The sequence below is a fragment of the Prosthecobacter sp. genome, from assembly GCF_029946185.1.
Lineage (GTDB): Bacteria > Verrucomicrobiota > Verrucomicrobiia > Verrucomicrobiales > Verrucomicrobiaceae > Prosthecobacter.
Genome location: NZ_JAQSEA010000267.1, coordinates 1 through 14,507, shown reverse-complemented (window position 1 = coordinate 14,507; position 14,507 = coordinate 1). Strand labels below are relative to the sequence as shown.

General features: G+C 60.5%; 16 protein-coding genes. 5 read left to right on the top strand and 11 right to left on the bottom strand.

The window, feature by feature from the left end; genetic code table 11:
- Positions 1–382 precede the first annotated feature (382 nt).
- Positions 383–3,070 (bottom strand): PSD1 and planctomycete cytochrome C domain-containing protein, encoded by a 2,688-nt coding sequence (locus PSV43_RS21960; protein WP_300202773.1) that lies wholly within the window; start codon positions 3,068–3,070, stop codon positions 383–385.
- Positions 3,071–3,151: 81 nt separating this feature from the next.
- Between PSV43_RS21960 and PSV43_RS21955 the strand changes: the two genes are divergently transcribed.
- Entirely contained in the window at positions 3,152–3,946 is a 795-nt protein-coding gene (locus tag PSV43_RS21955; protein WP_300202770.1) for a hypothetical protein, read from the top strand.
- On the opposite strand, the gene PSV43_RS21950 is transcribed toward PSV43_RS21955, so the two are convergent.
- Both PSV43_RS21950 and PSV43_RS21945 read right to left on the bottom strand, forming a co-directional pair.
- Positions 3,873–5,246 (bottom strand): aspartate aminotransferase family protein, encoded by a 1,374-nt coding sequence (locus tag PSV43_RS21950; protein ID WP_300202767.1) that lies wholly within the window; start codon positions 5,244–5,246, stop codon positions 3,873–3,875. The genes PSV43_RS21955 and PSV43_RS21950 overlap by 74 nt on opposite strands.
- A 140-nt stretch (positions 5,247–5,386) precedes the next feature.
- A complete protein-coding gene (locus tag PSV43_RS21945) occupies positions 5,387–5,806 on the bottom strand; it encodes a c-type cytochrome domain-containing protein (protein WP_300202764.1) in 420 nt (139 codons plus the stop codon).
- A gap of 101 nt (positions 5,807–5,907) precedes the next feature.
- On the opposite strand from PSV43_RS21945, the gene PSV43_RS21940 reads away from it, so the two are divergent.
- Positions 5,908–6,537: an AAA family ATPase gene (locus tag PSV43_RS21940; protein WP_300202762.1), complete on the top strand. Its 630-nt coding sequence runs from the start codon at positions 5,908–5,910 to the stop codon at positions 6,535–6,537.
- 239 nt (positions 6,538–6,776) lie between these two features.
- Here PSV43_RS21940 and PSV43_RS21935 read toward each other — a convergent pair whose 3' ends face one another.
- From PSV43_RS21935 to PSV43_RS21905, 8 genes are all read right to left on the bottom strand, one after another.
- Positions 6,777–7,382 (bottom strand): N-acetylmuramoyl-L-alanine amidase, encoded by a 606-nt coding sequence (locus tag PSV43_RS21935; protein ID WP_300202760.1) that lies wholly within the window; start codon positions 7,380–7,382, stop codon positions 6,777–6,779.
- A 212-nt stretch (positions 7,383–7,594) separates the two neighbouring features.
- Complete coding sequence (locus PSV43_RS21930) at positions 7,595–8,458, bottom strand: type II secretion system protein (protein ID WP_300202758.1); 864 nt, start codon at positions 8,456–8,458, stop codon at positions 7,595–7,597.
- Between the two features lie 203 nt (positions 8,459–8,661).
- The gene (locus tag PSV43_RS21925; protein ID WP_300202756.1) at positions 8,662–9,474 is read right to left on the bottom strand and encodes a type II secretion system protein; all 813 of its coding nucleotides are present in this window, start codon (positions 9,472–9,474) and stop codon (positions 8,662–8,664) included.
- Between the two features lie 148 nt (positions 9,475–9,622).
- Complete coding sequence (gene lpxI / locus PSV43_RS21920; protein WP_300202753.1) at positions 9,623–10,429, bottom strand: UDP-2,3-diacylglucosamine diphosphatase LpxI; 807 nt, start codon at positions 10,427–10,429, stop codon at positions 9,623–9,625.
- Complete coding sequence (locus PSV43_RS21915; RefSeq protein WP_300202750.1) at positions 10,426–10,647, bottom strand: hypothetical protein; 222 nt, start codon at positions 10,645–10,647, stop codon at positions 10,426–10,428. Before PSV43_RS21915 ends, lpxI begins: the two co-directional genes overlap by 4 nt.
- Positions 10,644–10,730 carry a hypothetical protein gene (locus PSV43_RS26150; protein WP_345784684.1) on the bottom strand — a complete coding sequence of 29 codons (87 nt, stop codon included), beginning with the start codon at positions 10,728–10,730 and terminating at the stop codon, positions 10,644–10,646. The genes PSV43_RS21915 and PSV43_RS26150 overlap by 4 nt, the downstream gene beginning before the upstream one ends.
- A gap of 112 nt (positions 10,731–10,842) precedes the next feature.
- Entirely contained in the window at positions 10,843–11,643 is an 801-nt protein-coding gene (locus tag PSV43_RS21910; protein ID WP_300202747.1) for a TatD family hydrolase, read from the bottom strand.
- Positions 11,644–11,751: 108 nt separating this feature from the next.
- Complete coding sequence (locus PSV43_RS21905) at positions 11,752–12,030, bottom strand: hypothetical protein (RefSeq protein ID WP_300202744.1); 279 nt, start codon at positions 12,028–12,030, stop codon at positions 11,752–11,754.
- Between the two features lie 82 nt (positions 12,031–12,112).
- Between PSV43_RS21905 and moeB the strand changes: the two genes are divergently transcribed.
- The 3 genes from moeB to PSV43_RS21890 form a co-directional block, all read left to right on the top strand.
- Entirely contained in the window at positions 12,113–13,252 is a 1,140-nt protein-coding gene (gene moeB, locus PSV43_RS21900; RefSeq protein ID WP_300202742.1) for a molybdopterin-synthase adenylyltransferase MoeB, read from the top strand.
- Positions 13,253–13,334: 82 nt separating this feature from the next.
- Positions 13,335–13,544: a hypothetical protein gene (locus PSV43_RS21895; protein WP_300202740.1), complete on the top strand. Its 210-nt coding sequence runs from the start codon at positions 13,335–13,337 to the stop codon at positions 13,542–13,544.
- 212 nt (positions 13,545–13,756) lie between these two features.
- Positions 13,757–14,507, top strand: a 751-nt coding sequence (locus tag PSV43_RS21890; RefSeq protein ID WP_300202738.1) for a molybdopterin-binding protein, incomplete at its 3' end; no start/stop codon positions are given.

Genomic DNA, 14,507 nt, shown 5'->3' with positions numbered 1-14,507 from the left:
CGTCTTCACCAGCGCGCTCCAAAAACGACGTTTTGTCTGCGTACGCACGCCCTTTCCGAGCACCAAAAATACCTCGTTTTGGGCCGGGATGACTACACCATTGGTGAGCTTGCAGAGACTTCTCGCCTTTGGTTGCTCTCTTCAAATGCGTAGCTGGCAGGCTTGTTGCCGGCAGCTTTGTGAGTGAGTGCTTATTGAAGCGGTCAACGAAAGCTTAGTGTCCTGCCTGGAGAGCCTAAAGAACGGCAAGAGCACCGAATCCCAAGAAGGCGGATGTTTTACTGATGGTAAGGCGCGCGCCTGCTTCTCGGTGCATCCCCTCTCCTGCCGCGCATTCGTGGCGGAAGTCATCAGACTACGGGAGTTGGCGTTTGATTACTCTTCAGTCCACATACAGCAGGGCATTGGAGCTGAGGAGGGCGTGGCAGAGAGCGGTGAGACCGAGGAAGGTGGGGGCTGCGGGGGTCTTGGAGGGAGCGCCGAGCTGGACTTCGAGCGGGGTCGGGTTCTTCTGGTAAAATTCGGTCTGTGCCTGCACAAACTCGACGCTCTGCTGCACATCGGATTCGGAGGGAGCCTTTCCTGTGACGAGCTTGAATGCGTAGCGCACCTGGTCTGCCACGTCCTTGCCGCCTTCAGCCTGCACGCGCTGGGCAAACTGCTGCGCATGCACGCGCATGGTGGTGCTGTTCATAAGCAGGAGGCTCTGTGGGCTGACGGTGGTGACGGTGCGGATGTCACAGCTGGGCTCCATGAGGGGGGCATCAAAGGTGGCGAACATTTCCAACTGCCGTGAGCGCCGGGCCTGCACGTAGATGCTGCGGCGGAACTCGGCGCCATTGAGCGGGATCACCTTGCCGGAGGGACGGCCTGCGGTGTCGGTGGTGTCGATGCCGATGACCACCTGCCCTTCTTCATTGAACATGACTGGCACGGGCGCGCCGCCGACCTGCGGATTGAGCTTGCCGCTGACGGCGAGGAGGCTGTCGCGCAGGATTTCGGCTTCGAGGCGGTGCACGTTCATGCGGCTGAGGTAGTTGTTGTCGGGATCAATGCGATCACGTGTGGCATCCCGCGTGGAGGACTGGCGGTAGGTGCGGGAGGTCATGATCTGGCGGTGGAGTTGCTTCAAGCTCCAGCCGCGTGCCATGAAATCGGTCGCCAGCCAGTCAAGCATTTCGGGGTGGGTGGGCAGGCTGCCGAGCAGGCCGAAGTCTCCGGGGCTGGCGACGATGCCTTTGCCGAAATGGTGCATCCACACGCGGTTCACCATGACGCGGGCTACGAGAGGGTGCTTGCCGTCGGTGAGTTCATTGGCCAGTGCGAGGCGGCGTCCGGTGGTGGCCAGTGCGGGGTCTTTCTCGGGGATCTGGATGTTGCGGAAGGAGGCGAGGACGGTGAGGTCGCTGGGCTTCACCTGCTCCTTCGGCTGGTCAAACTGACCGCGATTGAAGATGTAGGTGGCAGGCACGGCCCCGGGCTTCTTGGGTAGTTCGGTGAAGGTGTGGAGGAACTCCTGCTTGGGCTTCGTGGTGCGCACGTCAGCGGCTTCTGCGGCCATCTTTTTCAATTCATCCGCGTGCTTGGTCTTGTTGGTGGTGTCGTAGAGATAGAGCGAGCCGGAGCTGAGCTGATTCACACGAGGCGTGGTTTTGAGCAGCTTGGTTTGATCTGCGCTGCGCTGCTTCACTGCGGTGCGGTAGGCGATGCGCAGGGCGTCGCGGTCTTTCTCAGGAGCTTTGAGGAGTTCTTTCTCCAGCACTTCGGTGATGAACTCCTCCGACTTGGCGAGGCGTGCGGTGTCGATCTTCTTGGCCTCGACTTCGATGACAGCCGACTCGGCGATTTCCTTTTCTGTCAGCAATGAAACGAGACGGCTGCCAGGTCCGCGCCATGCCTTGGTATCGAAGCCCGGCTCAAATACGGCGCGCAGGCGGTAGTAGTCGGCCTGCGAGATGGGATCGTAGCGATGATCATGGCACTGGGCACAGCCGATGGTGAGGCCGTAGAGGGAGGTGCCGACCATTTTGAGCGTGTCGGCAATGTTGGCGTTTTGCGTGGCGGCGTCGTTCTTCTCACCTGTGCCGTTTGGCGACATGCGGAGGAAGCCGGTGGCGGCGAGTTTTTCGATGGCGTCGGGCGCGAGGTCCTTATAAGGCAGCGGCACCATTTCATCGCCCGCAAGCTGCTCGCGCACGAACTGGTCGAAGGGCTTGTCCTTGTTGAAGGCATTGATGACGTAGTCGCGATACTTCCACGACCACGGGCGCTCCAGATCCTTTTCGCCAAAGCCTTCGCTGTCGGCGTAGCCGGCGGTGTCCAGCCAGTGGCGGCCCCAGCGTTCGCCGTAGTGCGGGGAGGCGAGCAGGCGGTCTACTAGATTCTGGATGCTGGTTTCTGGATTCTTGATGTAGGCGGCGACGAAGTCATCGACCTCTTGCGGCGTGGGTGGCAGGCCGATGAGGTCGAAGCTGGCGCGACGGATGAAGGTGGTGGGATCGGTTTCGGGCGAAAAGGACAGGCCTTTTTCGGCGAGCTTGGCGGCGATGAAGGCGTCGATGCCGAGTTTCAAGTTAGACGCCGCTGGCGCGTTCTGGGAACTTGAGACTTGAGACTTGAGACTTGGAACTGTCGGCTTGGCGATGGGCTGCAGCGACCACCATGAGCGCTCTTCGTCCGTGAAGGCGTGCTCGGGGCCGAGTTTTTCGGGCTCCGGGCGTGCGGTCTTCGCGCCTTGTGCCACCCAGGTTTCGAGGGTGGCGATGTCGTGCTCGCTTAGCTTCGTTTTGCCCTTCGGCATCTCGCCTTTTTTGATGAGGTCGATGAGATGGCTTTCGGCCACTTTTCCAGGGACGATCACGGGGCCGTCCTTGCCGCCTTTGAGAATGAAGCGTGCGAGGCGCACATCGAGCCCACCCTTCATTTCACCCTCTTCGCCATGGCATTGGAAGCAGTGGGTCTTGAGGATGGGACGCACGTCTTTTTCAAACATCACGGGGGCTGCCGCTGCCCAGGCGGGCACGGCTGTCAGCATCGCAAGGGCGAGGTGTGAATGTGAGAGACGGATCATGTGCTGAAAATACGGGGTGGACCGCTTGGCTCTTGCATCAGCGGCGTAAAGCGGGTGTCATAGGGCAAGCCAGCGTTTTTTATGCCAGCCCAATCCATCATCGCGCGCCCCATGCCGACCTACTGGCTGAGCTATGTTCTGGTTATGCCGCTAGCCGGCTTCATTTTCAATGCGATGATCCTCATCGGCATTGGCGGATTGCTCGGTCATAAGCCGACGCCGCCGGAACTGCTCACCGGCTGGGCGATCGCGACGGTGCTCATCACGTTGTTTGCGCTGAACATTGACCGGCGCAAACCGCACTTTGAGCTGACGGATTCCACGCTGCGCATTGGTCGTGGAGCGTATGCGACGGTGATTCCGCTGGAGGAGATTGAATCTGCGGTGTTCGGTCTGCCAGAGCACACGCCGTGGTGGTTCCGCATACTGCGTTTTGCGCCACAGAGCCGTGGCACGCACCATTTCATTTCCATGTCACGGGCATGCTCGCTGTTCATCCGCTTTGGCAGCCGCCGGTATGTGCCCCTCTGCCTGTATTACACGTGGATGCTCAATGGTCGTGAGCTGATGGAGGCTTTGCGTGAGAGGCTGCAAGAGAAGATGGTGGGCGCAGAAAGCTACACGCCTGCCGAGGTGGCGGCGCTGAAGCTAGCGAAGTTTAATCGGGTAGGGATGCTGAGGGGGGGGGACTCCAGCCTAGCTATTTCGACTTCTGACGAAGGCCGGCGCCCCTCCGCCTTCATCGCCGAAGCGACAAAGGCCGGAGCGGCCACGGAGAGCCGCGGTCCCAGGCTTGCTCAGCTTACTTCCCTGCCACGGCATCATCCACAGCGCCGTCGAGGACGTCGCAGGCTTCGAGGAGTGCTTCTTCGGTGATGGTGAGCGGGGGGCAGATTTTGACGGTCTGGCCCCAGGCGCCGACGGGGGCGAAAAGGAGGAGGCCGCGCTGGTAGCAGAGCTCGATGATGCGATGCGCGAGATCGTGGTTCGGCTCTTTTTTGTCGGGCTGAATGATCTGCATGCCTGCGACGAGTCCGGCACAGGTGACGTGGCCAACGACCTGCGGGTGGCGCTGCTGGATGGCTTTGCAACGTGCCAGCAGGATGGGGCCGAGGCGGGCTGCGTTGCCGGTGAGGTCTTCAGCGAGGAGCTTCTTGATGTTGGCCACGGCGGCGGCGCAGCAGACGGGATTCCCGGTGTGCGTGCTGGTCATGCTGCCCGGTGGGAACTGATCCATGATGGCCTCGCGGCCGATCACGGCGCTCAGAGGCATGCCACTGCTGATGCCTTTGCCGCAGCAGATGAGGTCGGGAGTGACGCCGTAGTGCTCGAAGGCCCAGAACTTGCCAGTGCGGCCAAAGCCGGCCTGCACTTCGTCAAAGGTGAGCACGACGTTGTACTTGTCGCACCAGGCGCGGAGTTTTTCGATGTACTCGACGGGGGCGAATTCGGGGCCGACGCCCTGATAGCTTTCCATGATGACGCCCGCGATGTTGTCGCCAGTGAGTCCTTTGTCGGAGATGGCCTTGAGGAAGCTTTCGAAGCTGGTGTCCTCCGTCCAGTAGCCATCCGGGAAGGGCGCATTGAGGATTGCGGGATCTTCATTCACTATCCATGCCTTCTGCCCGGCCATGCCGCCGGCCTGCTGGCTGGCGAGGGTGCGGCCATGGTAGCCGCGGGTGAAGCCGATGATGCCGATCTTGGTCTTGCCGCCGACTTTGATGCCATTGGCACGGCTGAGCTTGATGGCGCACTCGGTGGCCTCGCTGCCGGAGCTGAGGAGGAAGACTTTCTTCAAACCTTCGGGGGAAACGGAGGCGATGATCTCGGCGGCTTCGGCGCGCTCTTCGCTGGGGAAGACGTAGTTGTGAATGAGGCCGCTGTTGATCTGGTCGATCATGGCCTTGCAGATTTCCGGCGCGGCGTGACCAGCGTTTGTGACGAGCACACCGCTGCTCCAGTCGAGCCACTTGTTGCCGTATTTATCGAAGATGTGGATGTCCAGGGCCTTGTCCCAAACGATGGGCGGCATGCCGCGCATGGACTGGGGCTCAAAGTGGCGCAGCTTCTCCAGCGTGGCGATGGAGTCCGGGTGCGGCAATGGCGTGCAGATGCGGCGATTCTTGGTTTCTACGTGAGGAACAGTCTGTGGTGTGATGCTGAATTCTTTGCCCATGAGATGATGATGGAGGTGCCGCCTTCATGCTGCTACTCGCTTTGCAGCAAGTCGCGGTATTTTTGTGCGCATACGAAGTATCTGGACGGCAATATGATTGTGATAAGGAAAGCATATGAACGCATGAGAAGCGGGTGCGCTTAGAAATTTTCTGCACTCTTTTGCGCCTTCAGCGTACCTGCTGCGCCCTCGGGCCAATAGGCTCCATCTTCGATCCATTCACGCAGTGCGCCGATCTGATCTTCCGTGAGGCTGACCTCGGTGCGGGGCATCATTTTGGGGTGGGTGCCACCGCGCTGCACGGCGCTGATGAGCAGGCTGCAGTCGGGATCTCCCGGCAGGATGTAGTCGCGCCCGCTGGCGCTGCGTTTGAAGGCAGTGGCTTTCGAGGTGAAATTGAGCGCAGGCGGCGGCAGGCTGCCGTTGTGGCATTGCATGCAGTGCTCCTGCAGCACGGGCTTCACCTGCGTGAGGAAGTAATGCTCGCGCTCGTTCTTGCTGACGGGCGGCTGCGTACAGGCGGTGACGATGAAAAGGAGGGGAAGGAAACGAAGGATCATGCCATGAGACTAACGACAACCGCGAAACGCCACTACGCCATCCTTGCGCAATCTTACGCTGAAGCTTGACGCCAGACCGCAGCCGCCACCACATTGCACCCATGCCCCGCAAACCCAAACCTCAGCCCAACGGCCATTGTCGCATCGTCCTGACCGGAGGCCCCGGCGGAGGCAAAACGACGGCGGGGGACCTCTTTCGCCGCGAGATGGGAGAGCAGGTGGTGATGGTGCCGGAGGCGGCTACGATGATGTTCAGCGGCGGCTTCCCCCGCGTCCATCTGCCGGAGGCGGTCCATGCGGCGCAGCGTGCCATTTATCATGTGCAGATCCATCTGGAGGAGGCGGTGATGGCGCAGCACCCGGAGCAGATCCTGCTTTGTGATCGCGGCACGGTGGATGGCGCGGCTTACTGGCCGAGCGGTCCCGAGGGCTTTTTTGAGGACATCGGCAGCTCGCTGGAGCGGGAGCTGGCACGCTACGATGCGGTGATTTTCTTTGAAAGCGCCGCCGTGGGCCACATGAGCATCGAAGGCGGCAACCCCATCCGCAACGAATCTCTGGAGCAGGCGGTGAAGATCGATCACAAGCTGCGTGATCTTTGGTCGCAGCACCCGTACTTCGTCCTGGTGCCGCACAACGTTTCCTTCTTCAAAAAAATCTCTTTCGGCCTGGCCATGCTGGACGCCATCGTGGTGAAACTCACGCCCAGGTCCAAGCGAAAGAAGCGGTAGCCGCCTGCTGAAAAACACCCATCAGGAAACTTTAAGGCTGTGCAGCATGGCTGGATGGAGAGGAAGCATTCTGCACCCCGGTTTGGATGATGCGAGAGCGGGGGGGGCATGGGGGATCTGGACGATCCCTCTCCTCCAAGCGCTCCATGCGCAGATCCTCCCGGACTCGTTTATCCAGAGGCTGTTAGCCTGCATTCCCGGCAATCAGGTTCGCGAATCGCCCGGTGAGCGCAGCGAGATCACTTCGCCTTTTTGAAGGCGATGATGCCCTGGGCGATGCCTTCGGCGATTCTGGCCCGGTACTCTCCGGTGAGCATGCGGGCACGTTCGGTGGGGTTGCTGACGAAGCCGCACTCCACCAGCACGGCAGGGTTCTTGGTGGTGGCGCGGATGACGTGAAACCCGGCGCTCTTAACGCCACGATTCAGCATGGTCGTGCGCTGCACGAGATAGGCCTGAATGTAGGCGGCGAGCATGTAGCTCGAAGAAAAGTGGTAGTAGGTCTCTGCGCCAGCGCCGCTGCCACCCCGGTTGTAGTTGTAATGGATGCTGACGAAGATGGCGTTGCCTTTGCTGTTGCCGAGAGCGGAACGGTCGTGCAGCGGAATGAAAACGTCCCGGCTGCGGGACATGATGACCTTCAAGCCTTCCTTTTTGAGCAGTTGCTCCACCCGGCGGGCGGTGTCCAGCGCGAGGTGCTTTTCATAAACGTAACCGATGGCCGCGCCACGGTCGTGAGCGCCATGGCCGGGATCGAGAATAACCGTGTCAAAAGCGTGAGCCTTGCTCATCAGCATTAACACCGTCAGCGCAAACCAGCAGGAGCCTGTGAGCAGGCGCTTCAAGGCATGGCGAGGGAATGAGAAAGTCGGCATGTGAATTCGGGAGGTGATGGCAGGATTCGCATGAACAGCCTGCATACTCATCGGGGTACAGTAGTCGAAGATGCAGAGACAGGGTCAAGTGGTTTGCCTGCAAACCTTTTGAACAAGGCAAAAAAAACCGCCGGATGGATCGCATCCGGCGGCTTCGACAGTCAGCAGGCTAAATGAACGAATTAAAGACCCGAAGGTGGCAGGCCACCAGGAGCACCGCCACCGAGGGGGGCCGGAGGGGCACCGCCGGGCATTCCACCACCGAGGGGGGCGCCCAAGCCGGAGGGAGGGCCATTGGGATTCATGCCATTCATGTCTCCAGGTGCACCGGAGCCACTGCCACGATTCATGCTGCTATTACCGTAAATCACGGTCAAGATGCGCTGTGGGATGCCTTGTGAAGCCTGGGTGAACAGGTTGAGGCCGCCCGCCATGACTTTGGGGCCGATCATGCCTTTTTTGCCAGCGAGAGCTTCAACGGCAACACTGCCATCGTTGCGGCCGATGATGATCTTGCCACCAGGCCAGGTGCGGCCGGGGGCGATCTGACCTGCGACGTCTGCATTCCAGAGGGGAGGCCAGCTGATGGAAACCGGGTTTTCAAAAACGATGGGCATGTTGCCCACGGTGGTGTCGGTCTGGTTTCCGGTCATCGCCCAGTGGTTTTCACCTGGCATCAGGGCCTGGCCGTAATTGGGGGACTGGCCGATGTTGTTGTCTGGATTGAAACCGGCAGGGCAGCCGAAGATGCGCTCGTCAGTGACGATCTGCTCCTGGATCATATACCGGAAGGCGTCATTGGCGGTCTGGGCAAGGCTTCCTGTGAGTGGGTTGGCCACGGAGTCAGGATACTGGCTGTTGTTGTCTTTGGAGAACTGCTTCAGCGAGAGGATGATCTGCTTGGCGTTATTAACGCCTTTCATCTGATTGCCTTGGGTTTGGACCATGGTGAAGGCGGGCACAGCCAAGCTGGCGAGAATGGCGATGATCGTGATCACCACCAACAACTCGATCAGAGTGAAGGCTTGATTTCGTTTCGTTTTCATAGGGGCGTATGTTTTTTTTGGGTTGGGTATGATGCTATACGGGGACTGGAATTAATCCGGCACCCACCTGATTAGACCTAACCGGGAGCTGAAATGCGAGAAAAAAATGAAGGCATCCGAGACGCGGGGTGTTGCCAGGAAGCCAAAGCACAAAAAACCGCCGGATGCACTGCATCCGGCGGCGTGGAGGGCTTCAGGCTGGATTACTGGCCTAAAGGCGAAGACGGCATGCCACCGGGTGCTCCGGCAGCAGCGGGCAAACCACCGGGGAGTGGGGCAACCGAGGCGGGAGTTGGGAGGGTGCTAGGAGGTCCAAATGGACCCGTATTGCCATAGACCACCTGCAGGATGCGCTGGGGGATGCCTTGGGAGGCCTGGTTGAACATGTTGACGCCACCGGCCATGACTTTGGGGCCGATCATGCCACGGGTGCCAGCCAATGCTTCGACAGCGACGCTGCCGTCGTTGCGACCGATGATGATCTTTCCACTCGGCCAAGTGCGGCCGGGTGAGATCTGTCCTGGCACATCCGCATTCCAGAGCGGGGGCCAAGTGGGAGAGACGGGGTTTTCAAACACGAGGGGCATGTCGCCCCCCGCAGTGTCAGTCTGGCCGCCCGTGATCGCCCAGTGGTTTTCGCCGGGCATCAGGGCGCTGCCATAGTTGGGGCCCTGACCGATGTTGTTGTCCGGATTGAAACCGGCGGGGCAGCCGAAGATGCGTTCATCCGTCACGATCCTTTCCTGGATCATGAGCCGAAAGGCGTCATTGGCGTTCTGTGCCAGGCTCCCGGTCAGCGGATTGGCCACTGTGTCGGGATACTGGCTGCTGTGGTCCTTGGAGAACAGTTTCATCGCGACGATGATCTGTCTGGCGTTGCTGACGCCTCTTGTCTGGTTCGCTATCGTCTGCACGGCGTTGTAGGTGGGCACCGCCAATCCCGCGAGAATCGCGATGATGGTGATCACCACCAACAACTCGATCAGAGTGAAGGCGTGGTTTCGTTTCGTTTTCATGGTATGCGTATGTTTATCTACCGTTTGTTTATTATGTTATGTGAATAACGGAATAATCCGCTATCCACCCCAATTAGACCCAAACGGGGGCTGAAATACGAGACAAGAATTGAGCCGTCCGCGACGTGGCGGCAGGCGTAAGAGAGACTCAGGCGAGCGCCAGGAGTGTCACTTTGAGCTCCTGACAAAGGCGGAAAACTTCCTCACGCCCCAGCAGCAGGGTCATGCCTGCCTCCACGGCGATGAGATCCACCCCGGCGGCCGCTGCCGTACGGATCGTTTCCGGGCCTACCACGGGCACATCAAAGCGCATGTCCTGCTTGGGCTTGGACACCTTGACCATCGTCGCGCCGCCACGGCCGAGGGCACCGCCACGTTTCACCGCCTCGTTGGTGCCCTCAAAGGCCTCCACCGCGAGCACCGTGCCATTCTTCACCACCACCGTCTGACCGATGTCCAAGCGGCTGCTCTCCTTGGCAATCTTGAAGCCGTATTCCGCATCTTCCTGCCGCCGCTTCTTGATCTGCGGCCCCGCCACATGGCCGGGGCCGGGCATCAGGTCTTCGAGAAAAGTCGTGGCTGGCAGCAGCATGATGCCGTCCTTCGCCAGTTCGTTGGCGATGCCGCCAAACAGCGTCTCCGCGTTCCGCTGCTTCAGCTTCGCCATCATGATCAGCGTGCGGAAGTCCGGGCGCAGATCGAAGAGATTCTTGGGCGCGATTTGCCCCACCATCACCGTCTGCGTCACACCCTGTTTTTTGAAAAAGGAAATCATCTTCCCGAGCTGCCCCACGCGAAACCACTCGATGGCATCCACGAGGCCTGCGAGCTCTGGCTTGGTCTCATTCGTGAAGGCGGCGGCCACCAACTTCTTCACGCCAGCCTTGCGCGCCGCAGCGATGAAGGTCTCGGGGTAGATGCCGTTGCCGGCGATGAGGGCGATGGTGTCCGTCATGCGCATTCAAGCATTGGCCGTACTCGTGGTTTGGGCAGGCGACGTCCTGCTTTGGTGAGGTCTGTGACAACTCCGTCCACGACTTCGCAAAGCTCTTCATAAAGTTTCACGGGATTATCACCGTGGATTCCAGTGATCAAATCAGGGCAGTGGCCGATGTAAACACCGTCCTTGGCGCTCCAATCGACCCATTTGTGATATTTGTCGGCGGCTTTCATTCGAGTGTTTTGTCGATGGCTTGGCTAATTTGCCTCTCCTGATAATATTTCACATCTGCGCCCCCTTTTCCACTGACAGTCACGGCACCAGAGTATCTCGGATGGTAAAATTTGCGATGAGAACCTTTGCTGCCTGGGAAAATCCGGCACGGAGCAGATCACGAATGAGTTCACGGACTTTCCTCGGCATGGCCTTTAAAGTTTAAACTTCTCGCACTGCCCCATGAACGCTCGCGGATTGTCCCACGCCACGCGTTGAATCATCTCGCTGGTCCACCCTCGCTGCCGCATGGCCTGCATGGTCTTGGGGACGGCGAGGGGGTCGCTGATGCCCCAGTCGCAGGCGCTGTTCATCCAGATGCGTTCGGCGTGGCGCTGTTCGAGCATGTCGATGGCGCGGTTTGGGGTGCATTTGCTTTCGGGATAGAGCGTGATGCCGGCCCAGAAGCCGTGATCCAGCACGTGGTCGATGGTGTGCTCTTCGACGTGGTCGATGATGACGCGCTCGGGCTTGATCTTTGGGAAGTTTTTCAGCGCATCGACGATCAGTCGCGTGCCTTTGAGCTTGTCTTCCAAATGGGGGGTGTGGATGAGCACGAGCGCATCGTAGTCCTGCGCCACCTGCACGTGCTGCTCGAAGATTTTCAGCTCGTTGCGGCTGTTCTTGTTCAGGCCGATCTCGCCGATGCCGAGCACACCGGGTTTGTCGATGAACTGCGGGATCAGCGCGATGACGTCGTCTGCCAGTGCGAGATCTTCCGCTTCCTTCGGATTGATGCACAGCCAGCAGTAGTGCTGGATGCCAAACTTCGCGGCACGCTTCGGCTCATACTCGGTGATCTGGCGGAAGTAGTCGTAGAAGCCGTCAGCGCTGGCGCGGTCATAGCCGGCCCAGAATGCGGGCTCGCAGATCGCCTGGCAGCCGGCGATGGCCATGCGCTCATAGTCGTCCGTGGTGCGGCTGACCATGTGGCCGTGGGGCTCAATGTAATTCATGGGGGAAGTTGGCGGTTGTTTGCGTGATTGGCGATGGTTTGCAGTTGTTGAGCAGAGGCTTGGCAGCCATTGCAAACGACTGCCAACCATCGCAAACCACTGCAAACCTCAGTTCTTATACGCTCCAATCGCGCCCTGCATTGCCGCTTTCTCCACGGGCGTGGTGCTGGGGTCGCTGAAACTCAGCAGCACATCGCGGGCGCGCTGGGGCTGATCTTGGGAGAGGAGAGCGATGGCGTTTTTCAGAGCATGGACACGGAAGTCGCCTTCCTGCCCGGCACGCTGCACGCGGTCGAGAAATGCGGCGAGGTCGATGAGCTTCGAACGCGAGTCCATGAAGCCGAGATCGACCAGATTGACTGCGGGGGGGGGGGTCCAATCAGGCATGGCGAGAATCTAGGCACGCGAGGCACCACCGCAACCGCTGGATCGTTGCGCTGGCGATTCTGCATGCCATGGTGACCGTCTCATGTCCGACCTCACCCCCGACGAACTGAGCCGCTACGCGCGGCACCTGGCGATCCCTGAATTTGGGATCGAAGGCCAGCGCAAGCTGAAAGCGGCGCGGGTGCTGTGCATCGGGGCGGGAGGGCTGGGCTCGCCCATCAGCATGTACCTGGCCGCGGCGGGCATTGGCGGACTCGGTTTGGTGGACCCGGATGTGGTGGAGATCACCAACCTGCAGCGCCAGATTCTGTTTGGACAGAAGGACCTCGGCCGCAAGAAGCTAGAGGCCGCACGCGACCGGCTGGCGGACATCAATCCGCATGTGGACATCCAAATTTATCCCGAGCTTTTCACGGCGGCGAACGCCATGGGCATCGCTGCGGATTATGACATCATCATTGATGGCACGGATAATTTCCCCACGCGCTACCTGAGCAACGACATCGCCGTATGGCTGCGCAAACCGAATGTGTATGGCAGCATCCTGCGCTTTGACGGTCAGGTGGGCGTCTTTGCCCCACATCTGGGTGCGCCCTGCTACCGCTGCATGTGCCCGCAGCCACCACCGCCGGGCATGGTGCCCTCCTGTGCGGAAGGCGGCGTGCTAGGCGTGCTGCCGGGTCTCATTGGCACGATGCAGGCGCTGGAGGCCATCAAGCTCATCACCGGGATCGGCCAGCCGCTGCTGGGCAAGCTGATGCATGTGGACACGCTGAGCATGCGCTTCCGCACGCTGACCCTGCGCCGAGACCCAGCCTGCCCCGTGTGCGGCGACGAGCCCTCCATCACCGAACCCATCGACTATCAGGGCTTCTGCGGCATCACCGCCGATGCCCCTCCCGCTGTTCCCACCATGACCGTTCACGAACTCAAACAACTCCGCGAAAGTGGCGACAACCATTTCCTGCTCGATGTGCGCGAGCCGCATGAGCAAAGCATCTCACGCATTGAAGGCGCCGTGCTCATCCCCCTGGGCGAACTCGGGCAGCGCACCGCCGAACTGCCCCGCGACAAACGCATCCTCGTCCACTGCAAAAGCGGCGGGCGCAGCGCACGTGCCGTCAGCCTGTTGCGCGAAGAGGGCTTTGAGGACGTGTGGAATATTTCCGGCGGCATCATCGCCTGGGCGCGGGAGATTGATCCGAAGATGGCGGAGTATTGAGGAGGGAGGTCGAAGAATGGTCAAGCGGTCAAGGCTCGACTCTTGACGCCCCTCGACGACTCTTAACCTTTGACCGCAGCCCATGCCCCACGACAACATCACTATGACCAACGACGACTGGCTTGAAGATTTCCTGCCGCTGCTGCGCTGCCCGGACACGCACCAGCCGCTGCGGCGTGCGACGGCGGAGGAGTGCGCTGCGAACAAGATGGAGGCGGCGCTAGCGACAGCCGATGGCACGCGTGTGTTTGTGATCGACGCGGGGATTCCCATCCTGCTGCCGCGCCAGTGATTTAAAGTACTACCGAGCTTTAGCTCGCTCTGGGAGGCTCCGCGCTTTCCAGAACGAGCTAAAACTCTGGAGCACTTTCCCTGAGCACGCTGAAACTCGGCAGAACCTGCCCTCCGCACTGAAGCGCACGGCCGCCTAAACACCTGCCCGGCTTGGGCGAGGGCCATGAAGACAGTTGAAAGTCGGTGCGGCGTGATGGATGGGCTTGCCGCATGAACGTCGAACTCGTCAACACCGGCAACGAACTCCTCCTGGGGGACACCATCAACACCAATGCGGCCTGGATCGGGCAGCGGCTGGCGGCGCTGGGCATTCAGGTGGCACGGCACACGGTGGTGCCGGATGGCGCGGTGATTCGCTCGGCCATCGCCGAGGCAGCGCAGCGGGCCGATGTGGTGCTGGTCTCCGGCGGGCTGGGCCCCACCAATGACGACCTCACGCGTGAATCCACCGCCGCCGTGCTGAACCTGGACATGGATCTCAATGCGGAGGTGATGCAGCACCTCAGCGCCTACTTTGCCAAACGTGGCAAGCCCGTGAGCGCGGCCACCCAGCGCCAGGCCATGGTGCCACGCGGTGCGGTCGTGCTGCCAAACCACTTTGGCACGGCCCCGGGCCTCTACCTCCCCGCAGCACTCAGCGCTGCGCTGGGCTGGAACGCCCACATCTTTCTGCTGCCCGGCCCGCCGCGTGAGCTGAAACCGATGGTGGAGAGCGAAGTCGAACCCCGCCTGCGCGAATGGCTGCCGGACGGTGCCTCGCGCCGCGTGCTGTATCTCAAAGTCACCGGCGTGGGCGAGTCCGACATCGTGGAAGCCGTGGAGAAACAGCTCGAAGTCATCGCGGGACTCGAACTCGGCTACTGCATCAACAAAGCGGATGTGGACGTGCGCCTCGCCGGCACGCAGACCGCCGTGAATGAAGCGACAGGCATCGTGCGTGCGGCACTTGGCGACAGCATTG